This is a genomic window from Pseudomonas sp. A6 (assembly GCF_052367875.1).
Classification (GTDB): Bacteria; Pseudomonadota; Gammaproteobacteria; order Pseudomonadales; family Pseudomonadaceae; genus Pseudomonas; species Pseudomonas citronellolis.
Map to the genome: position 1 here is coordinate 5,202,895 of NZ_CP198970.1, position 20,290 is coordinate 5,223,184.

Here is a 20,290-nt window from a genome sequence, read left to right on the forward strand (position 1 = left end):
CCCTCAGATCATTCCGGGAGGACGCCTTCATGAAACGGACCGAAACCGACAGCCTGGGGCCCATCGAGGTCGACGAGCAGGCCTACTGGGGCGCGCAGACGCAGCGCTCGCTGGAGAACTTCGCCATCGGTGGGCAGCGCATGCCGCTGGCCGTGGTCTATGGCCTGACGCTGGTCAAGAAGGCCGCCGCGCGCGTCAACGTGCGCCTGGGCGAGCTGCCGGCGGAGATCGGCCAGTTGATCGAGCAGGCCGCCGACGAGATCCTCGCCGGCCAGCATGACGACCAGTTCCCGCTGGTGGTCTGGCAGACCGGCAGCGGTACCCAGAGCAACATGAACGTCAACGAGGTGATCGCCGGCCGCGCCAACGAACTGGCCGGCAACGCCCGCGGCGGCAAGGCCCCGGTGCACCCCAACGACCACGTCAACCGCGCGCAGAGTTCCAACGACAGCTTCCCCACCGCCATGCACCTGGCCGCCGCCCAGGCCGTGCACCAGGAGCTGCTGCCGGCCATCGCCGAGCTGGTCGGCGGCATAGCCGCGCAGTCGGCGCGCCACGCCGACCTGGTGAAGACCGGGCGCACCCACCTGATGGACGCCACGCCCATCACCTTCGGCCAGGAGCTGTCGGCCTTCGTCGCCCAGCTCGACTACGCCGAGCGCGCCATCCGCGCCGCGCTGCCGGCGGTCTACGAACTGGCCCAGGGCGGCACCGCGGTGGGCACCGGGCTGAACGCCCCGGCGGGCTTCGCCGAGGACATCGCCGCGGAACTGGCCGGCCTCACCGGCCTGCCCTTCGTCTCGGCGCCGAACAAGTTCGCCGCCCTCGCCGGCCACGAGCCGCTGGTGACGCTCGCCGGCGCCCTGAAGACCCTCGCCGTGGCGCTGATGAAGATCGCCAACGACCTGCGCCTGCTCGGCTCCGGACCCCGCGCGGGCATCGCCGAGGTACGCCTGCCGGCCAACGAGCCGGGCAGCTCGATCATGCCCGGCAAGGTCAACCCGACGCAGTGCGAGGCGCTGTCGATGCTGGCCTGCCAGGTCATGGGCAACGACGCCGCCCTGACCTTCGCCGCCAGCCAGGGCCACCTGCAGCTGAACGTGTTCAAGCCGGTGATCATCCACAACCTGCTGGAGTCCATCCGCCTGCTGGCCGACGGCTGCCGCAACTTCAACAGCCACTGCATCGCCGGCCTGCAGCCGGACGCCGAGCGCATGGCCGAGCACCTGGAGCGCGGCCTGATGCTGGTCACCGCGCTGAACACCCACATCGGCTACGACAAGGCCGCGGAGATCGCCAAGAAGGCCTACAAGGAAGGCACCTCGCTGCGCGAGGCGGCGCTGGAGCTGGGCTACCTGACGGACCAGCAGTTCGACGAATGGGTCCGTCCGCAGGACATGCTGGAGGCCGGGCAGCATGGTTGAATCCGGCAAATCCGGCGCCACGCCCCTGGAGGGCGACGGCAAGCGCATCCTGGTGATCCTCGGCACGCCCAAGGCCGACGGCTTCTGCCACGCCCTGGCCGACGCCTACCAGCACGGCGCGCGCAGCCAGGACCACGTGGTGCGCACCCTCAAGCTCGGCGAACTGCGCTTCGACCCGGTGCTGCGCGGCGGCTACGAGCGCAGCCAGGACCTGGAGCCGGACCTGCTCGAAGCCCAGCGCCAGGTGCACTGGGCCCAGCACCTGGCGTTCGTCTACCCGATCTGGTGGGGCGGCCTGCCGGCGCTGCTGCAGGGCTTCTTCGACCGGGTGTTCCTGCCCGGCTTCGCCTTCCGCTACCGCACCCCGCAGGACCGCGAGTGGGAGCCGCTGCTGGGCGGGCGCAGCGCCGACCTGCTGGTGACCCACGACCAGACGCACTGGCGCTACCGCCTGCGCCAGGGCGCCCCGGCGCACCGCCAGATGGTGCGCTGCATCCTCGGCCCATGCGGCATCGCCACCCGCCACCTGGAGGAGTTCAGCCCCATGCGCGGCGCCAGCGAGGAACAGCGCCAGGCCTGGCTCAAGCGCGCCGAGCAGTTGGGCACGCAGGTGTGAGCACCGGGCGGGCCGATGGCCCGCCCAGCATCCTTCCTCCGGGAGCCGGGGCTTTTCCAGACGTTCCCTAAAGCCCCCTCCCACCCTCCTCGCCTAGCATCCCGGCCCTTGCCGCCATTCCGGCGGCCCTTGGGTTCCTGGGAGGGAAACATGTTTCGCAAACTCGGTGCCGAACTCGTCGGCACCTTCTGGCTGGTCTTCGGCGGCTGCGGCAGCGCCGTGCTGGCCGCGCAATTCGGCAATGTCGGCATCGGCCTGCTCGGTGTATCGCTGGCCTTCGGCCTGACCGTGGTGACCATGGCCTACGCCGTGGGCCCGATCTCCGGCGGCCACTTCAACCCGGCGGTGAGCCTGGGGCTGTGCGTCGGCGGGCGCTTCCCCACCCACCAGTTGCTGCCCTACGTGCTGGCCCAAGTGGCCGGCGGCCTGCTCGCCGGCGCCGCGCTCTACTGCATCGCCAGCGGCGCCGCCGGCTTCGACCCGTCGAAGGGCTTCGCCGCCAACGGCTACGCCGAGCACTCGCCGGGCGGCTACAGCCTGCAGGCGGTGCTGCTGTGCGAAGTACTGATGAGCGCAGTCTTCCTGTTCATCATCATGGGCGCCACCGACCGCGACGCCCCGTCCGGCTTCGCGCCGCTGGCCATCGGCCTGGCCCTGGCGCTGATCCACCTGGTCAGCATCCCGGTCAGCAACACCTCTGTGAACCCGGCGCGCAGCCTGGGCGTGGCGCCCTTCACCGATCCCTGGGCGCTGCAGCAGCTGTGGGCATTCTGGGTCGCGCCGCTGGCCGGCGGGGTGCTCGGCGCCCTGGCCTGGCGGGTTATTCGCGGGCGTTGAGTGATTCGCGGATGGGGTCCGCTCGTTCAGAGGAATGACGTCGGCGCGCGGGCTTTCCCCTTACCCCAACCCTCTCCCGGAGGGAGAGGGGGCTAGTCCGTGCCGAGAGGAGGCCTGGTTTCAGCCGGCAATCCCTGTGCTAGCCGGCTAACGCCGCCACACCAACGCACTCCGAACGGTCCCCTCTCCCTCCGGGAGAGGGTTAGGGTGAGGGGGCCGCAGGCCTGCTCGCTCGATTCCGTTCCCCACACGCTCCATGAGGCCATGCACTTGTAGGAGCGGGCCCTGCCCGCGATTCGCGCGCAGGGCGCGCTCCTACAGGGGAATGACATCGGCGCTCGGGCTTTCCCCTCACCTCCCCCACCAAACACACCGCCCCGCAGGATGGGTGAAGCGAAGCGATACCCATCACCACCGCAACCTCAGAAGTACTGAGTCACACTGAACTTCGCATTGCGCCCCTGGCTGTACACGTTGTCGCCCGACAGCGCCGGGTGGTAGTCGCGGTTGAACAGGTTATCCACCGTGAGGTTCAGCTCAGTGTTCTCCAGGCCCAGGCGCCGCGGCTTCCAGCTGGCGAAGACGCGCTGGGTGTCGTAGCTGTCGTTGGTCGTCTGGTCCCAATAGCTATCGCCCGCCACGGTGCCCATGCCGCCGACGTACTTGTCGCTGGGCAGGCGGTCGGTCTGGCGGACGAACTCGCCCTGCCAGCCCATCTGCGCGTCCCAGTCGGGGAATTTCACGCCGAGGGTCGCCACCCACTTCGCCGGCGGCACGTCGCGGGCCCAGACGTTGGGGCCCCAGGGGTTGCTGTAGGCGCCGTCGTGCTTGCCTTCCACCCAGCTGTACGACAGCCCGGCGAACAGCCGCTCGCTGTCGTAGAAGCTCTCGATCTCGAAGCCCTTGTAGGTCGCCCCGGGCAGGTTGCGGTAATTGCTCAGCGGCAGCATGCCGGCGCAGCTGCCGCCGATGCTGCCGTCGTCGATGGACTGTTGCTCGCAGGCCACGCTGCGGGTGCGGAAGATTTCGTCCTTGATCCTGTTCTGGAACAGCGTGGTGCGCACCTGCAGGTTGTCGCCGGCGACGAACAGGTCCGGCAGGTTGACGATGTTGCCCAGGCGCAGGGCGTGGATGCGCTCGGCGTCCAGGTCGCGGCTGGTGGCACTGATGGTGCTGCTGTTCTGCACCTCGTACTGCTCGTCGATCACCGGCGCGCGCCAGGTGCGCGAGTAGTCGGCGAAGAAGGCCACGCGTTCGGTGGCGGTCCAGAACAGCGACAGGCGCGGCGACCAGCCGCTGTAGGTCTGCGAGCTGTAGTCGTGGCCCTGGGCCGGGTTGTCGTAGAGCGGCGCATCGTTGGCCTTGCCGGCGTTGCGCACCTGGTCGAAGCGCAGCGACGGGGTGACGGTCACGCTGCCCCAGGTCAGCGCGTCCTGCACGTAGGCGCTGCGGGTGAGCTGCTTGCCGCTGGGCATGAAGGCCGGCTGGAAGTGCCCGTAGTTGTAGCGCGCGGTGTCGTAGGTGGAACCGGGGATGTACATCTGCGTGTCGCGGGTGTGCTTGTGCAACTGCGCGCCGACGGTGAACGCGTGTTGCAGCGGGCCGGTGTCGAACAGGCTGGTGTTGCGCAGCTCCAGCACCTTGTCGCGGTAGTCGGTGTCCATCTTCTGCCCGCCGGTGGCGACCTGGAAGAAGGCGTCAGGGTTGCGCTCGTCGGTCTGCTCGACGTGGGACTCGGAATACTGCAGCAGCAGGTCGAGCAGCGGGTTGTCGATAGGGTGGTACTGGTACTTGCCGGACCAGGTGGTGTCGGTGGTGTCGCGGTGCGCCAGCAGGCGCTTGAGCGCGGCCTCGTAGCCGTATTTGTCGATGCTCGACTGGGTCGGCGGGGTCGGGTAGCTGGCCGAGGAAAACGGCGTCCAGCGCGTGCTTTCCGAACGGCTGTAGGAGAAGCCCAGGTCGTTGTCCGGGTTCGGGTGCAGGTTCAGCTTGAACAGCCCGGCGTCCAGGTCCTGGGCGCTGTTGGGCAGGCGCTGCGGGTTGATCGGGTAGCGCCCTTCCGGGTCGGGGATGTGCCCGGCCAGCTTGATGTCGCGGCCATCGCGCGCGGTGAGATAGGCCAGGGCGTCGACCTTGCGGTCCTCGCTGCGGCCGTAGACGGCGCCGCTGTAGATCTTCTGCTGGTCGTTGGAGTGGTAGCCGTACTTGAGCATGGCGCCGACGTCCTTGCCGTCGCGCAGCAGGTCGCCGGCGTCCTTGGTCTCCATGTGCACGGTGCCGCCGAAGCCGCCGTTGCCGTTGAACACCGAGTGCGGGCCCTTCTCCACCTCGATGCGCTTGATCAGCTCCGGCTCGATGAACACGGTGCCCTGCTGGTAGCGCTCGAAGCCGCTCTTGGGCGCGCCGTCGAGGGTGAAGGGCACGTCCTCGGCGTCGCCCAGGCCCCAGATGTTGACGGTCTGCCCGCCGGGCTTGGGCGAGCCGCCCATGCTCACCCCAGGCAGTGTGTCGAGCAGGCTGGGGATGTTGTCGGCCTGGATGCGCTCGATGTCCTTGCGCGTCAGGGTCGAGCGCCCGACGCTGCTGGCGTCCACCGAGTCGCCGGTGCCGACGATGGTTTGCGAGTCCAGTTGCAGGGTGTTGTCCTGGAAGGCGTCGACCTTGCCGCGGCGGCGCACCACGAAGCCCTCGCCGGCCTCCACCAGTTCCAGCGAGGTGCCCTGCAGCAGGCGCTCCAGGGCTTCGCGCACGCCGTAGCGGCCCTGCACCGCCGGCGCCTGCAGGCCCTGCAACTGGGCCTCGTCGAACAGCACCTGGACCTGCGCCTGCTCGGCCAGTTGGCCCAGCGCCGCGCTCAGCGGTTGCGCCGGCAGCGCCAGCTGCAGGTCGGCGCCGCGGCTGTATTCGGCCAGCAGCAGGCCGCCGAGCAGCGCCGCGCAGGCCAGCGGGCGGGAAAGCGGAAGGGTGAAGCGAGACAACATGGCGAGTCCTCCCCGGGGACGATAGGGCCGCAAGATCGCGGCGAACGACGGGGAAGACGCGCAAACGCGAAAAACCCACACCTGCGAATGAAAATATTTCTTCTTTGGCGTCAGCGCGGCAGGATCAGCGCGCTGCCATCGGCCTGCCGGCGCACCCGCACGTCCGCCAGCGCCGGCAAGGCGGCGAGGAAGTCGTCCAGGCGGGCGATGCGCACGCTACCGGACAACTGCCGCCGGGCCAGGCGCGGGTCGCCCAGGCGGATGGGCGCGCTGCGGTAGCGCGAGAGTTCCTCGACCAGTTCACCCAGCGGCCGCTCGCGGAAGCGCAGCAGGCCGTCGCGCCAGTCGGCCACCCGGGCCGGGTCGATGCGTTCGACTTGCAGCGCGCCGTCGGCGGCCACCCGCGCCAGGTCGCCGCGCACCAGGGGTTGTTCCTGCGCGCGGTCCAGCCGCGGTTGCAGGGCCACCTTCCCGTCGTTGACCGCCACTTGCAGGCCATCCTCCGCCAGGCGCAGGTCGAAGCGCGTGCCCACCACGCGCACGCGGCTGTCGCCGGCGCGCACGCGGAACGGCCGGGCGCTGTCGTGGGCCACCTCGAAATAGGCTTCGCCGCGCAGCAGCCGCACCTCGCGGTAGGCGCCGCTGAAATCCACCCGCACCGCGGAGTCGCCGGCCAGGAACAGCCGCGAACCGTCGGCCAGGCGCAGCTCGCGCTGTTCGCCGGGGGCGCTGGCCTGGCTCAGTTGCGGGTCCACCAGCGGCTGCCCCCAGGGCATGGCGCCGAGCACCACGGCAGCCAGCACCGCCGCGGCAATCGCCAGGCCGCGCCAGTGCGGCATACGGCGGGCCGGCGCCAGGGCCGGGCGCGGCAGCAGGTCGAAGTCGTCCCACAGGCTTTCGATGGCGCGGTAGGCGCGCTCGTGCGCCGCGTCCTCGGCCAGCCACTGGCGCCAGGCCTGGCGCTCGCGCTCGTCGGCGCCGGCGCGCAGGCGGCTGAACCACTTGGCGGCCAGCTCGTCGATGATCCTTTGTCGCTCCTGCTGCGGGCTCATGCCTCGTTCTCTCCTTGCATCTGCCGCTTGCAATGCAGCAGGGCGGCGGCCACGTGCTTCTCCACCATGCTCAGGGATATCCCCATGCGCTGCGCCACCTCGGCCTGGGACAGGCCGTCGAACTTGTGCAGCACGAAGGCCTCGCGGCGGCGCGGCGGCAGGCTGTCCAGGGCCGCGGCCAGGTGGCGCAGGTAGCGCTGGCGTTCCAGTTGCAGCATGGGTTCGCGGCCCTCGCTGGCCGGCTCGGCGCTTTCCCGGGCCTCGCCCTCGGCGGCGGACGGGCGCCGGCCGTCCTGGCGGCGCCAATGGTCGCGCAGCAGGTTACGGGCGATCTGGAAGAGGAAGGCGCGCGGCTGCCGCACCTGCTGGCGCGAGGCGGATTTCAGCCACTGGGCGAAGGTGTCCTGGGCCAGGTCCGCGGCATCGGCCGAACTGCCCAGGTTGCGGTGCAGGAAGCGCAGCAGCTCGCCGTGGAAAGCCTGGTAGGCCTGCGCCACCGAGTGGCGGAAGCCCTCATCCACGACCCCGTCCCCGCTGCCTTGCGGCCCCGCCGGCCGCCCTTCCCGCATTCACGATAACGTCCCCGCACCGGCTTCATCCGCGCCGGACCACTGCTGTAATTCCTCAAATGATAATACATATCATTCGCGAAATTAAAGGGACGGTTCAGGACGACAGCGCCGCCCTCGCCCGCCGCGCCCGGTAGCTGCGCAGCAGCGACGGCGCCAGCGCGGTCAGCGCCGAACCGCACACCACCAGCAGCGCTCCCAGGTAGGCCAGGCCGTCGAGGCTTTCCGGCTGCAGGTGCTCGGGCCACAGGCTGGCCGCCACGGCCACGCTGGCGATGGTCACCAGGGGCGTCAGCGCCAGGGTCGCGCTGACCCGCGAGGCTTCCCAATGGGCCAGGGCCTCGGCGAAGGCGCCGTAGGCCACCAGGGTGTTCAGGCAGCAGGCCAGCAGCAGCCAGGCCTGCACGCCATCGAGCAGCAGCACCTGCTGCGGATGCGCCCAGGGACTGAGCAGCAGCGCGCAGCCCAGGTAGATCACCATCATCACCTGCAGCGAGTTCCACTGCGTGAGCAACTGCTTCTGCGCCAGCCCGTAGAAGGTCCAGACGAAAGCCGCCAGCAGGACGATGAGCACGCCCAGGGTGTAGTCGCCCAGCGAGCCGAACAGCTCCCCGAGACGCTGGTTGAAGAACAGCGCGAAGCCGCCCAGCAGCACCAGCAGGCCCAGCCCCTGGCCAAGGCTGAAGCTCTCCTTGAAGACGAACAGGCTGCCGAGCAGCAGCAGGATGGGCGCGATCTGGATCACCAGCTGGGTGGTGCCCGGGGTGAGCATGCGCAGGCCGACCAGGTAGAACACGTAGTTGCCGGTCAGCCCCAGCACCGCCAGCAGCACCAGGCCGCCGCCACGCCGGCCCAGCGGGCGGAAGCGCGGCAGTTGGCCGCGCACGGCCAGCCAGACGAACAGCACGCCACCGGCCACCACCAGGCGATACCAGGTGACGGTGACCGGGTCCATCACCTTCAGGACTTCCTTCAGCTTGATCGGCAGGATGCCCCAGAGCACGGCGGTGACCAGGGAGAGGAACAGGCCGAATTGCCAGCGGCCGGAGGAAACGTGCATGGAGGACAGCCCTTCGCGTGTGCGGTCAGCCATGCTAAGCCAGCGTCGGTGGCGCTCGACAGGAACAGTTCGGCGATACAACTGTACCGGTCCGACGGCACACTCGGGCGCAGGCGCTCGGAAGCGCTACTGGAGCGCTACGAAAAATCCTCTTCCCAGCTGTACCTGTCGCATTCCCGGCGCAGCGTCCTAGACTGCCCTCTCCCCATAGGAGAACCCCCATGCCGCTCAGCCTGCCCGCCCTCGAAGCCGCTGCCGCCATCGTCCACCGCAGCCTGCCGCCCACCCCGCAGATCCGCTGGCCCCTGCTGGTGGAAGCCCTGGGCTGCGAAGCCTGGGTCAAGCACGAGAACCACTCGCCGGTGGGCGCCTTCAAGCTGCGCGGCGGGCTGGTCTACTTCCACCACCTGGCGGCCCAGGCGCCCTGCCCGGCCGGGGTGATCAGCGCCACTCGCGGCAACCACGGCCAGTCCATCGCCTTCGCCGCGGCGCGCCTGGGCATGCCGGCGACCATAGTCGTGCCCCACGGCAACAGCCGCGAGAAGAACGCCGCCATGCGCGCCCTGGGCGCCAACCTGATCGAGCACGGCGAGGACTTCCAGGCCTCCCGCGAATACGCAGGCGAACTAGCCGAGCGCGAGGGCCTGCACCTGATTCCCTCCTTCCACCCCTGGCTGGTGGCCGGCGTGGCCAGCTACAGCCTGGAACTGCTGCGCGCCCACCCCGACCTGGACGTGTGCTACGTGCCGGTGGGCATGGGCTCGGGCATCTGCGGGATGATCGCCGCGCGCGACGCCCTGGGCCTGAAGACGCGCATCGTCGGGGTGGTCTCCAGCCATGCGCCGGCCTATGCGCTGTCCTTCGCCGCCGGGAAGCCGGTGTTCCATGCCACCAGCACGCAACTGGCCGATGGCATGGCCTGCACCACCCCGGAGCCGAATGCGGTGGCAATGATCCGCGCCGGCGCCGACCATTTCGTCCAGGTCAGCGATGCGGAAATCGGCGCGGCCATGCGCCTGCTGTTCACCGCCACCCACAACGTCGCCGAGGGCGCCGGCGCCGCGGCGCTGGCCGCCGCCCTGCAGGAGCGCGAGGCGCTGCGCGGGCTGAAGGTGGGCCTGGTGCTCAGCGGCGGCAACGTCGACCGCGAGCTCTACGCCCGCGAGCTGTCCGGCGGCTGACCGTCCCAGTGCGCGCCCGGCCCCTGCTCCGCCAGCCTGTCGCCGGGGTTGCGCAGCGGGCAGGTCTCTAGCGACAGGCAGCCGCAGCCGATGCAGCCGTTGAGCTGGTCGCGCAGCAGCACCAGCTTGGCGATGCGCTCGTCCAGATCGTCGCGCCAGCGCGCTGAAAGCCGCGCCCAGTCGGCGGCCATGGGCGAACGCCCGCTGGGCAGGCTGGCCAGGGCCTCGGCGATCTCGTTCAGTGGAATGCCGACGCGCTGCGCCACCTTGATCACCGCCACCCGGCGCAGCACGTCGCGCGGGTAGCGGCGCTGGTTGCCGGCATTGCGGGTGCTGTGGATCAGCCCCTTGGCCTCGTAGAAATGCAGCGCGGACACGGCCACGCCGGCGCGCCTGGCGAGTTCGCCGACGCTCAGTTCATGGGGTACGTGCAGGGCCTGGTGTTTTTTCGGCATGGCGGGCTTGACCTCAAGTTAAGTTGAGGTTTTACCCTCGCCAGCGTCTGCCTTCAAGCCCAGGAGCCCACCCATGATCATTCCCAGCGCCTACTGCAGCACCGACGCCGACCAGGCCGGAACCCCGGCGCATTTCGCCCTGCTGATCGACATCGAGGTGGCGCCGGCGCAACAGCCCGACATCGCCGAGCGCCTGGGGCGCTACCTGGAGCAACTGCGCGAACTGTTCCACCAGGCGCCGGGCTACCTGGGCGCGGAACTGCGCGCCAGCGAAGACGGCCAGCACCTGCTCGGCTGCGTGCACTGGCGCAGCCGCGAGGACTGGGAAACCACCTGGGACTGCGGCGCCACGCGCAGCGAACTGTTCAGCGACAGCCTGCTGCGGCTGGGGGCCAGGAGCATTCACTTCGACAGTTTCCTGGTGGCGGAGCGGTTGGCCTGAGGGCCGGGGTCCGTCCTACGCCGAGCTGCTTTTCGTAGGATGGGTTGAGTCTTGGCGAACCCCATGCGGCCATGGCGTTTCCCCTGTGGCGTATGCGGCCCATGGCCGCGAATCGCACGCAGGGCGCGCTCCTACAGGTGGATCCGGAGGTGCTCTTCGTAGGAGCGAGCTTGCTCGCGAATGAGCCCCGCAGCGGAGTCTGTTCGCGAGCAAGCTCGCTCCTACGAGAAGCGGTGCTCGCCTGCAAGGTACGCGAGCTGGCCACAGCGACCGGGTAGAGCCGCTAGGGCACCGCCCAGCACCAACCCTCGGCACCGGCCTGCAGTCGGCCGTCCAGTTCCAGGGCGGCGAGGAAGGCCTCGTCGTGGGAGACCACCAGCAACGCGCCACGGTACTGCCGCAGCAACGCTTCCAGAGCCTCCAGGGCCGGGAGATCGAGGTGGTTGTCCGGCTCGTCGAGCAGCAGCAATTGCGCCGGCTGTTCGGCGTACAGCTCGCAGGCCAGCGCCGCCTTGACCCGCTCGCCGCCGCTGAGCAGTGCCGTGGGCAGTTCGATGCGCGCGGCGCCCAGGCCCATCCGGGCCAGGCGCGTGCGCAGGTCGGAAGGCGCCATGCGGCGGTTGCGCTCCAGCAATGACTGCAACACCGAGCTATCCGCGCGCAGGCTGTGCAGATGCTGATCCAGATAGGCCGTGCGCACCGTCGTCTCGCAGTAGCCGGCGAGCGGCGCCAGGTGGCCGGCCAAGACCTTGAGCAGGGTCGACTTGCCGCAGCCATTCGCCCCGGTCAGGGCCAGCCGGCGAGGCCCGCAGAGCTGCAGGTCGAGCGGGGCACGGCAGGTGCCGAAGGGCAGGCGCAGCCCTTCCAGCACGAGCACCCCGCGTTGTGCCGGCAGCTCGCAGTCCGGTGCGTCCAGCAGCACCTCTGCATCCTGGCGCACCCGGGCGAAGGCTTCGCGAACCTCGTCGTCGAGTCGCTCGCGGCGCTCGCCGTGCTGGCTATGCAGCCTGGCGATGCTGGCCTGGCTTCGCTCCTTCTGTCGGTCCACCAGGATGGCCGCCTGGTTGACCTCGCGGGCCTGATGCCGGCCCCTGGCCTGGCGGTGCTCCTGGCGCTCGCGCTGGGCCTGCATGGCGCGTTGCTGGCGTTCGCGCTCCAGCTTGCGCCGCTGCAATTCGCGCAGCGCGCCATCCCGCTCCAGGCGGTGCGCCTCGCGATAGGCGGAATAGCCTCCGGCGTAACTGCGCAGCCCATCCGCCGACAGTTCCAGGATGCGCTGCATGCCCTCCAGCAGCAGGCGGTCATGGCTGACCAGCAACAGGCCGCCGCGCCAGCGCTGCAACTGTTCGTGCAGGGCCTCGCGGGCGGGCCGGTCGAGGTGGTTGCTGGGTTCGTCGAGGATCAGGCAGTCGGCCCCGCTGAGCCAGGCACCGAGCAGCGCCACCCGCGTGGCTTCGCCACCGCTCAGGCGCGCCGCCGGGGTTTCCGCCTCCAGGTGGCCGAGGCCGCAGGCGGTCAGCTCCGCCTCCAGGCGCTGGCGAACGTCCCAGCGGCCGTCGAGCAGTTCGTAGTCCACCGCGTCCACACCACCGGCCTCGATACGCGCCAGGGCCTGCAAGGGAGCCGCCACGCCGGCAAGCTCCGCCACGCTGGCGGCGCCCACCGGGTGCTGCGCCAGGTAGTGCACGCGCCCCTGGCGCAGGCAACGCCCGGCGCTGGGCGCCAGCTCGCCGGCGAGGATGCGCGCGAGCAGCGACTTGCCCACGCCGTTGCGCCCCACCAGGCCGGTGCGGCGTTCGTCGAGGCTTTCGTCAATATCGCGGAAGAGGATTTCGCCAGTGGGCAACTGGCAGGTGACGCCTTGCAGCGCCAGGGTGAAGGGGCTCGTCATACCGACTCCAATTGGATGCCATGAATCCCCCAGGGCACACAGCCTGGGACGGAAACGGGCCGTGCGGGCACGGCAGCATCAATTGCGCATCGGACGAACACCTCGCGAAAGGAAATGAAGCGCGCACTATAAAGAGCGGCAGCCACGGCTGTCAGCCCCCGGCGAGACGAACGGAATCAGTGTGGGCGCTGGTGATTGCGCCTGAAGGTCTCCTCCCCCATCGCCGCGATGTGCCCGTCGATCAGTGCCTCGAATGGCCGCAGCAGCTCGGCGCGGAACTGCGCGCCAGCGATGAGGGCCGCTACCGGCTACGTGTGCTGGCGCAGCCGCGAGGACTGGGAAGCCACCTGGAACTGCGGCGCCACCCGCAGCCAGATGTCCAGCAGAACCGGGTTGTCCGCAGCGGAGCTGCTGGCGAATGAGCATGGGATCCCCCTGAAGATAGATCACAAGTCAGAAGACAATGCGTTCCTGACAATATTCTCCGACAAGCTCTCTGCCACCGTTTCTAGCCACGCAACACTTTTCTCATCTATTCGATTCATTTGGAGCAACACGGTCCTATCGGGCTCAACCCATAGGATACTGGTAATCTGCGAGCTACCTGACCCAACTGTCTTCCTGGCACTTTTTCCATTGACGTTGAAGTTCACCAATTCTCTGTAAAGAACCGAAGAACCACCTTGTTCCTTCAACGTTATCCCCCCTTGCTCCGCACACTGATAAACTCTGAGCAGACCATCCAACCCTTCGGCTCGACGAACCCCCACCGCCTGTGAAGAAATTTCTTTGCAAGCCTTCAGCGGCGACTCGGACACTCGAACAGCATTCATTGAGGTTTTCAAATCTCGCCCGGTGACATCCTCCCTATACCTATCAAGCCGACTCATTCTAGATGCTTCTGAAAAACCAGAATCCTTCCCTCGCCCCTCACCTTTTGCCGCATCTTCTATTATTTGCAAAAAACCCTGCGGCAACTTTGAGTCTTGAACAGAAGGAGCATCTGCCAACGCCCACTCGCCCTGCAGCAGGCCTGTTAGAAAAAAACCTATGAATAACGCAACAGAAAACCTCATTCACGCCCCCTAGAAACTACAATTCGTCGTTATCGTCTCACCGCAAAAGTCTATCTCGGGAGTCCCTGAACAAACGATATTGTTTCCCTGCATAGCCTGACAGTGTCTCTCGATATCCTCACAATCTTGGGAGGCATTAGCCGTAGTCACACCATGCAACCCATGGACTATCCAATCCCCCGTAATACCGCACCCCCAGCATATTGCCGCCGATCGCCAAGTAACCTCGGCAGGCGACTCTATATGCACGCTTTCGCCAGTGGTGTAGTTATATTGCATGGATTGCGTCTGCAGAAACCATTGATTCGGATTCGAAACATTCCAGGTAAACGACAAAGATTCATTATTCACACAATTCGCCCGAGATACCATTTCCAGATCCCAGCTCAATGCATGAGATAGAGGAACTCCGCAAAAAATCGACCAGAACAATGTAGCCAACCTCCACATAAGACCTCCTATCGATACCTATCTGGTTCGCCCCCTACAACACCCAACTAAGCTACCAGACACCCCAGTCGAAAACACCGCGATAGAAACGCATAAGCTCATCCATACCAAACCTCGCTCGCAAACCTATACCCCTGAGAAAAAAAGAAAAATCAACCAAGGATAAGCGAAGACCTCAAACATACGCCCAGGAGCAAAGGAAAACGCCTACAACCCAAGGAGAAAAAGCGCAATACAAACCACGCGAGCATCAACGAGACACGCTCAACCCATGAAAACAAAATTCACGATCCAACCTTCGGAATATGAAAACTCCTAAACAAACATAAAATTCAAGAATCGATAGGAAAGACTCGTGCTCTTATACACCCAGCCACCCAGACTATTAGTCAAGGTGTTTCGTTGCTGTTCCCGCTGCGGTCTACGGGACTATGCATTACGAGTCTCCGCCGCCCCTTGGAAATGCCCTAGCGAGACACCCACCACCAACTAGTAGTTGCTCCTGAAAGTCTCCGCCCCATCGTCGTGATCTGCCCGTCGATCAGCACCTCACACGGGTGCAGCAGCTCGGCGCGGACAGCCGCCATCTGCTCGGCTACGTGTGCTGGCGCAGCCGCAAGGACTGGGAAGCCACCTGAGACTGCGGCGCCACCCGCGGCGAGCTGTTCAGCGACATCCTGCTGCGGCTGGGGCCAACAGCATTCACTTCGACAGTTTCCTGGTGGCGGAGCGGCCGGCCTGACTGTTGGACCAATCACAGACGGAGCCCTACAAAGAGCACCTCGGCGCAGCCTTTAAGGCAGTTGCTCCAAGGTGCAGGAAAATGCCGCCGTAGGATGGGTAGAGCGGAGCGAAACCCATCACCCCGCCCACAAGCTGTCGTGAGAAATGGCGCCTCCCCGTAGGAACGGACTCCGTCCGCGATCCGGCCGCCAGGCCGGCTTCTCTCTACAGGCTCATGTGCAGCAGCGGAAACGGCCGGTCCTGGCCATCGGTCTCAGAGCGGCCGATGTCGTGGAACCCATAGCACCGGTAGAACCCTACCGCCTGCGAGTTCTGTTCGTTGACGTCGACGCTAAGCCGCCCGCGCAGTTCGCGCGCGTAGTCAAGCAAGCGCGTGCCTATGCCTTGCCCCCGCAATTCGGGGGCGATGAAGAGCATTTCCACGTGTGCCTGGTCCAGGCCGATGAAGCCCTGCGGGCGATCCTCATCATCGACGGCGACCCACACTTCCACCGCCGGCAGGTAGAGGTCGCGCACCTGGGGCAGCAGTTCGGCGATGTCGGCTTCGCTGATGAAGTCGTGGGTGGCGCGCACGGAGCGTAGCCAGATGTCCAGCAGGATCGGGTTGTCCGCGGCGAAGCGCTGGCGAATAAGCATGATTGCATCCTGTCTTGTAGGGCGCATAACACCTAAGGCGTTATCCGCCGTTTTCGTCGGGCTTCGGTGTATTGGCCGACGGCGGATAACCGCGAACGGTTATGCGCCCTACGATTCGTGCCGAGGCTTCAACTCGCGCTGGTGATTGCGCTGGAAAGTCTCCTCCCCCATCGCCGCGATCTGCCCGTCGATCAGCGCCTCGAACGGCCGCAGCAGCGCGTCGAAGGACTGCGGTGCATCCAGCGCGTTCAACGCATGCACCACCGCCTCGATGGTCGACAGCGCGCCCTCGGCCGGCGCCTTGCGCAGGCGGTAGCGCGAGGTCAGGCCCTCGGGCAGCACCACCCGCGGCAGGGCCGCCAGGTTGGGGTTGAGGTGCAGCAGCTTGCGCGCCTTGCGCCAGGTGCCGTCGGGTACCACCAGCAGGCGTGGCCGGGTGGCCGGGCGGGTGGCCAGTTCGGCGAGGGGGATGGCGTTTTCGCCGGGGAACAGCAGCCAGGCGCCCTCGCCGCTCAGGTCGAGGTCGCGGAAGTCCTCGCCCACCCGCAGTTCGGCGTTGGCCAGGCCGAGGGCCGCCAGGCGGGCGGTGTTCAGGGCGTGGCCGGCTTCGCTGGGGTGTTGCAGCAGGAGCACGCGGGTGCGGTTGTCCAGGCGCGGGATCAGCGCGCACAGGCAATGGCCGGCCGGGCGCAGGCAGCGTTCGCAGCGGGCGCGGCTCATGGCTTGCCCGGCTGCGTGCGCAGCAGGTCGCGGAAGTTCTGGATCAGCGGCTCGCGGGAGCGGCCGCGGCGCAGGATCAGCGAGAACGGCGCCTGGTAGCCGAAGGTGGCCGGCAGCAGCGCGCGCAGCCTGCCCTGCTCCACCCAGGGATGGGCGTAGTGTTCCGGCAGGTAGCCGATGTAGCCGCCGGAAAGGATGAGGATCAGCTGCGCCTCCATGCTCTCCACCGTCGCCGCGCTGTGCTTGAAGCCATGGCGCGCCAGCTCCGCCTGGCTCCAGTAGCCGCGGCCGACCATGCGCTGCTGGGTGATCAGCTCGGCGGGGATGCGCCGGCCGTCGAACAGTGGGTGGCGGTCGCTGCAGTACAGCCAGTGCTGCTCGCGGTACAGCGGCTGGTAGACCAGGCCGTTCATGCGGCTGAAGAACGAGCCGATGGCCAGGTCCAGGCGGTTGTCCAGCACCGCCAGTTGCAGTTCGTAGGGGCTTTGTACCTGCAAGTGCAGGTGCACCGCCGGGTGCAGGCTGCTGAAGGAGCCGATGACGTCGGCCAGCGGCAGCGCCGGGTCGCTCACCGTGGAGTCGAGCACGCCGAGGTTGAGGGTGCCGCGCAGTTCGCCCTTCAGGGTCGCCGCGTAGCGCTCGAAGCCTTCCAGTTCGCCGAGGATGCGCAGGGTTTCCTGGTGGAACAGCTCGCCCTTGCTGGTCAGGCCGAAGCCGCCGCGGCCGCGGTGGCAGAGCACGATGCCCAACTGGTTTTCCAACTGGCTCATGTAGGTGCTGATGGCTGAAGTCGACAGATTCAACTCCTGCTGCGCCGAGGCGAAGCCCTGGTTGCGCACCACGCAGGCGAAAATCCGCAGAAGCTTGACGTCGGGCAGGGCGCTGGCGCTCATGAAGGGCTCCGCAATTCGAGGTGGAGGGGCTCCAGTTCAGCAGTCACTGGACTGGCAATCGGCCAGACCGTCCGTCGCCACCCGGCCTGCAAGGCACATACGACGGGGCTGGCGCCGCGGGGGCTGCGACAGGGCAACGCAGTCTAGCCGTGGAAATAAGTTTAGAAAACTCTGAACTGATTATTTGTAGCCAGCGATTCTTCCCACTACCGGGCATGACCAGAATCCGGCCTCAGTATCAACAAGCCTGTTTCCACGAAAACAGCGAATCCCGTGAGGCCTACCCATGGACAAGAAACTCCACCAGCCCCTGGGCGGAAACGAAATGCCGCGCTTCGGCGGCATCGCCACCATGATGCGCCTGCCGCATATCCAGTCTCCGGAAGAGCTCAACGAGCTCGATGCCGCCTTCGTCGGCGTGCCCCTGGACATCGGCACCTCCCTGCGCTCCGGCACCCGTTTCGGGCCGCGCGAGATCCGCGCCGAGTCGGTGATGATCCGCCCGTACAACATGGCCACCGGCGCCGCCCCGTTCGATTCGCTGAACATCGCCGACATCGGTGACGTGGCGATCAACACCTTCAACCTGCTGGAGGCCGTGCGCATCATCGAGGAGGCCTACGACAAGATCCTCGACCACGGCATCGTCCCGCTGACCCTCGGCGGCGACCACACCATCACCCTGCCGATCCTGCGCGCCATCCACAAGAAGCACGGCAAGGTCGGCCTGGTGCACATCGACGCCCACGCCGACGTCAACGACCACATGTTCGGCGAGAAGATCGCCCACGGCACCACCTTCCGCCGCGCCGTGGAAGAAGGCCTGCTGGATTGCGACCGCGTGGTGCAGATCGGCCTGCGCGCCCAGGGCTACACCGCCGAGGACTTCAACTGGAGCCGCAAGCAGGGCTTCCGCGTGGTCCAGGCCGAGGAGTGCTGGCACCAGTCGCTGGCGCCGCTGATGGCCGAAGTGCGCGAGAAGGTCGGCGGCGGCCCGGTGTACCTGTCGTTCGACATCGACGGCATCGACCCGGCCTGGGCGCCGGGCACCGGCACCCCGGAAATCGGCGGCCTGACCACCATCCAGGCGATGGAGATCGTGCGCGGCTGCCAGGGCCTGGACATCATCGGCTGCGACCTGGTCGAGGTCTCCCCGCCCTACGACACCACCGGCAACACCTCGTTGCTCGGCGCCAACCTGCTGTACGAAATGCTCTGCATCCTCCCGGGCGTACAGCGCCGCTGAGTGACCCCAAATGCATAACGACGCCTGCGTAGCACAGGTGCTGGAGGCTGCCCGCGCGCTCGTGGCAGCCTTCGCGCGCACCGACACCGAGGCCTACTTCGCGGCCTTCAGCGAAGACGCCAGCTTCATCTTCCACAACTGGCCGCAGCCGCTGCGCACCCGCGCGGCCTACCGCGAGGTGTGGGAGAGCTGGTTGCGTGACGACGGCTTCGAGGTCCTCGACTGCCAGTCCAGCAACACCTTCGTCAGCCTGCAGGGCGAGGACGTGGCGATCTTCAGCCACGACGTCGCCACGCGGCTGCGCATCCAGGGAACGGAGAGCCTGAACCACGAGCGGGAGACCATCGTCTTCCGCCGTGAACAACAACAAGGCCGCTGGCTGGCCGTCCACGAGCACCTGTCGCCCACGCCCTGAGACAGGACTTTCCCGGGAGGAAGTCATGGATAACAAGAACAACCAACACGCAATCACCACCATCGAGACATTCGGCGTCGAGCAGATTCCCGACGCCGAGCGCAACGCCACGCCCACCGACCTGTTCCGCATGATCTTCGGCGGCGCCAACACCTTCGCCACCGCCGTGCTCGGCAGCTTCCCGGTGCTCTTCGGGCTGTCGTTCCAGGCCGGCGCCTGGGCCATCGTCCTGGGCGTGCTGGTCGGCGCGCTGATCCTCGCGCCCATGGGCCTGTTCGGCCCGATCAACGGCACCAACAACGCGGTCTCCTCCGGCGCGCACTTCGGCGTGCACGGGCGGATCGTCGGCTCCTTCCTGTCGCTGCTCACCGCCATCGCCTTCTTCTCGCTGTCGGTGTGGAGCTCGGGCGACGCGCTGGTCGGCGGCGCCAAGCGCCTGTTCGGCCTGCCGGAAACCGACCTCACCCTGGGCCTGGCCTACGGCCTGTTCGCGGTGCTGGTGCTGGTGGTGTGCATCTACGGCTTCCGCTTCATGCTGCTGGTCAACAAGATCGCCGTGTGGGCCGCCAGCCTGCTGTTCCTGCTGGGCGTGTTCGCCTTCGCCGGCCCCTTCGACGCCGGCTACGCCGGTAGCGTGCAGCTGGGCAGCGCGGGCTTCTGGGCCGCCTTCATCGGCGCCACCCTGCTGGCCATGAGCAACCCGGTGTCGTTCGGCGCCTTCCTCGGCGACTGGGCCCGCTACATCCCGCGCGAAACCTCGAAGCAGCGCATCATGCTGGCGGTGCTGCTGTCGCAGCTGGCCACGCTGATCCCGTTCTTCTTCGGCCTGGTCACCGCCACCATCGTCGCCGTGAAAGCGCCGGACTACATCGCCGCGAACAACTACGTCGGCGGCCTGCTGGCCATCTCGCCGAGCTGGTTCTTCCTGCCGGTGTGCCTGATCGCCACCATCGGCGGCATGTCCACCGGCACCACCTCGCTGTACGGCACCGGCCTGGACATGTCCAGCGTGTTCCCGCGCCTGCTCAACCGCGTGCAGGCCACCCTGTTCATCGGCCTGCTGTCGATCGCCTTCATCTTCATCGGCCGCTTCGCCGCCAACCTGGTGCAGAGCGTGTCCACCTTCGCCGTGCTGATCATCACCTGCACCAGCCCCTGGATGGTGATCATGATCCTCGGCCTGATCGTGCGCCGCGGCTTCTACCACGCCGACGACCTGCAGGTGTTCACCCGTGGCCAGCAAGGCGGCGCCTACTGGTTCCACCACGGCTGGAACTGGCGCGGCATGGGCGCCTGGATCCCCAGCGCGCTGGCCGGCCTGTGCTTCGTCAACCTGCCGGGCCAGTTCGTCGGCCCCCTGGGCGAGCTGGCCGGCGGCATCGACATCAGCCTGCCGGTGACCCTCGGCCTGGCCGCCCTGCTCTACCTGACGCTGCTGCGCACCTTCCCGGAATCCGCCGGGGTGTACGGCCCGCAAGGCCCGCGCTGGGTCGCCAGCCACGACCGCCCGGTGCTCGGCATCAACGAGCCGGCGGCCTGAATCCGCGCTTCCTGCCTGGAGCGCAGCGCCAACCGCAGTACCTGTGAGACGCCGACGGGCCG

The 20,290-nt window shown here is 67.4% G+C and carries 18 protein-coding genes and 1 pseudogene; 8 read left to right on the forward strand and 11 right to left on the reverse strand.

Annotation, left to right across the window (positions count from 1 at the left end; translation table 11 throughout):
- The first annotated feature begins 29 nt into the window (after positions 1-29).
- The 3 genes from ACTWJ5_RS22775 to aqpZ all read left to right on the forward strand — a co-directional run bounded on the left by ACTWJ5_RS22775 (position 30) and on the right by aqpZ (position 2,877).
- Complete coding sequence (locus tag ACTWJ5_RS22775; protein ID WP_444436611.1) at positions 30-1,424, forward strand: class II fumarate hydratase; 1,395 nt, start codon at positions 30-32, stop codon at positions 1,422-1,424.
- Entirely contained in the window at positions 1,417-2,040 is a 624-nt protein-coding gene (locus ACTWJ5_RS22780; RefSeq protein WP_074977135.1) for an NAD(P)H-dependent oxidoreductase, read from the forward strand. Before ACTWJ5_RS22775 ends, ACTWJ5_RS22780 begins: the two co-directional genes overlap by 8 nt.
- A 150-nt stretch (positions 2,041-2,190) precedes the next feature.
- On the forward strand, positions 2,191-2,877 hold the full coding sequence (gene aqpZ, locus ACTWJ5_RS22785) for an aquaporin Z (RefSeq protein ID WP_444436612.1): 687 nt from the start codon (positions 2,191-2,193) through the stop codon (positions 2,875-2,877).
- A 422-nt stretch (positions 2,878-3,299) separates the two neighbouring features.
- On the opposite strand, the gene ACTWJ5_RS22790 is transcribed toward aqpZ, so the two are convergent.
- From ACTWJ5_RS22790 to ACTWJ5_RS22805, 4 genes are all read right to left on the reverse strand, one after another.
- Positions 3,300-5,858 carry a TonB-dependent hemoglobin/transferrin/lactoferrin family receptor gene (locus ACTWJ5_RS22790; protein ID WP_444436613.1) on the reverse strand — a complete coding sequence of 853 codons (2,559 nt, stop codon included), beginning with the start codon at positions 5,856-5,858 and terminating at the stop codon, positions 3,300-3,302.
- 110 nt (positions 5,859-5,968) lie between these two features.
- Positions 5,969-6,910: a FecR family protein gene (locus ACTWJ5_RS22795; RefSeq protein WP_444436614.1), complete on the reverse strand. Its 942-nt coding sequence runs from the start codon at positions 6,908-6,910 to the stop codon at positions 5,969-5,971.
- Positions 6,907-7,431, reverse strand: coding sequence for an RNA polymerase sigma factor (locus tag ACTWJ5_RS22800; protein WP_444436615.1), 525 nt, complete (start codon positions 7,429-7,431; stop codon positions 6,907-6,909). Before ACTWJ5_RS22800 ends, ACTWJ5_RS22795 begins: the two co-directional genes overlap by 4 nt.
- A gap of 145 nt (positions 7,432-7,576) precedes the next feature.
- Positions 7,577-8,539, reverse strand: coding sequence for a DMT family transporter (locus ACTWJ5_RS22805; RefSeq protein ID WP_253409914.1), 963 nt, complete (start codon positions 8,537-8,539; stop codon positions 7,577-7,579).
- A 221-nt stretch (positions 8,540-8,760) separates the two neighbouring features.
- On the opposite strand from ACTWJ5_RS22805, the gene ACTWJ5_RS22810 reads away from it, so the two are divergent.
- Positions 8,761-9,720, forward strand: a complete 960-nt coding sequence (locus ACTWJ5_RS22810) for a threonine dehydratase (protein WP_444436616.1) — start codon at positions 8,761-8,763, stop codon at positions 9,718-9,720.
- Here the strand turns inward: ACTWJ5_RS22810 and soxR are convergent.
- The gene (gene soxR / locus ACTWJ5_RS22815; RefSeq protein WP_009623517.1) at positions 9,693-10,175 is read right to left on the reverse strand and encodes a redox-sensitive transcriptional activator SoxR; all 483 of its coding nucleotides are present in this window, start codon (positions 10,173-10,175) and stop codon (positions 9,693-9,695) included. The genes ACTWJ5_RS22810 and soxR overlap by 28 nt on opposite strands.
- Before the next feature lie 73 nt (positions 10,176-10,248).
- On the opposite strand from soxR, the gene ACTWJ5_RS22820 reads away from it, so the two are divergent.
- A complete protein-coding gene (locus ACTWJ5_RS22820; protein WP_444436617.1) occupies positions 10,249-10,617 on the forward strand; it encodes an antibiotic biosynthesis monooxygenase family protein in 369 nt (122 codons plus the stop codon).
- A 283-nt stretch (positions 10,618-10,900) separates the two neighbouring features.
- On the opposite strand, the gene ACTWJ5_RS22825 is transcribed toward ACTWJ5_RS22820, so the two are convergent.
- The 6 genes and pseudogenes from ACTWJ5_RS22825 to ACTWJ5_RS22850 form a co-directional block, all read right to left on the reverse strand.
- Positions 10,901-12,508: an ABC-F family ATP-binding cassette domain-containing protein gene (locus ACTWJ5_RS22825; protein WP_444436618.1), complete on the reverse strand. Its 1,608-nt coding sequence runs from the start codon at positions 12,506-12,508 to the stop codon at positions 10,901-10,903.
- Between the two features lie 176 nt (positions 12,509-12,684).
- Positions 12,685-12,780, reverse strand: a pseudogene (locus ACTWJ5_RS22830) (DTW domain-containing protein); the annotation flags it as partial.
- A gap of 174 nt (positions 12,781-12,954) precedes the next feature.
- On the reverse strand, positions 12,955-13,584 hold the full coding sequence (locus ACTWJ5_RS22835) for a hypothetical protein (protein WP_135499910.1): 630 nt from the start codon (positions 13,582-13,584) through the stop codon (positions 12,955-12,957).
- 1,398 nt (positions 13,585-14,982) lie between these two features.
- Positions 14,983-15,414: an acetyltransferase gene (locus ACTWJ5_RS22840; protein WP_249917343.1), complete on the reverse strand. Its 432-nt coding sequence runs from the start codon at positions 15,412-15,414 to the stop codon at positions 14,983-14,985.
- Between the two features lie 108 nt (positions 15,415-15,522).
- Entirely contained in the window at positions 15,523-16,134 is a 612-nt protein-coding gene (locus tag ACTWJ5_RS22845; RefSeq protein WP_444436619.1) for a tRNA-uridine aminocarboxypropyltransferase, read from the reverse strand.
- A complete protein-coding gene (locus ACTWJ5_RS22850) occupies positions 16,131-17,027 on the reverse strand; it encodes a LysR family transcriptional regulator (protein ID WP_064583865.1) in 897 nt (298 codons plus the stop codon). Before ACTWJ5_RS22850 ends, ACTWJ5_RS22845 begins: the two co-directional genes overlap by 4 nt.
- 286 nt (positions 17,028-17,313) lie before the next feature.
- Between ACTWJ5_RS22850 and speB the strand changes: the two genes are divergently transcribed.
- The 3 genes from speB to ACTWJ5_RS22865 are packed head-to-tail and all read left to right on the forward strand — an operon-like array spanning position 17,314 to position 20,228.
- On the forward strand, positions 17,314-18,273 hold the full coding sequence (gene speB, locus ACTWJ5_RS22855) for an agmatinase (protein WP_074977157.1): 960 nt from the start codon (positions 17,314-17,316) through the stop codon (positions 18,271-18,273).
- Between the two features lie 10 nt (positions 18,274-18,283).
- Positions 18,284-18,688, forward strand: a complete 405-nt coding sequence (locus ACTWJ5_RS22860; protein ID WP_009623523.1) for a YybH family protein — start codon at positions 18,284-18,286, stop codon at positions 18,686-18,688.
- A gap of 25 nt (positions 18,689-18,713) precedes the next feature.
- Positions 18,714-20,228: a purine-cytosine permease family protein gene (locus tag ACTWJ5_RS22865; protein ID WP_444436620.1), complete on the forward strand. Its 1,515-nt coding sequence runs from the start codon at positions 18,714-18,716 to the stop codon at positions 20,226-20,228.
- The last annotated feature ends 62 nt before the right edge of the window (positions 20,229-20,290 follow it).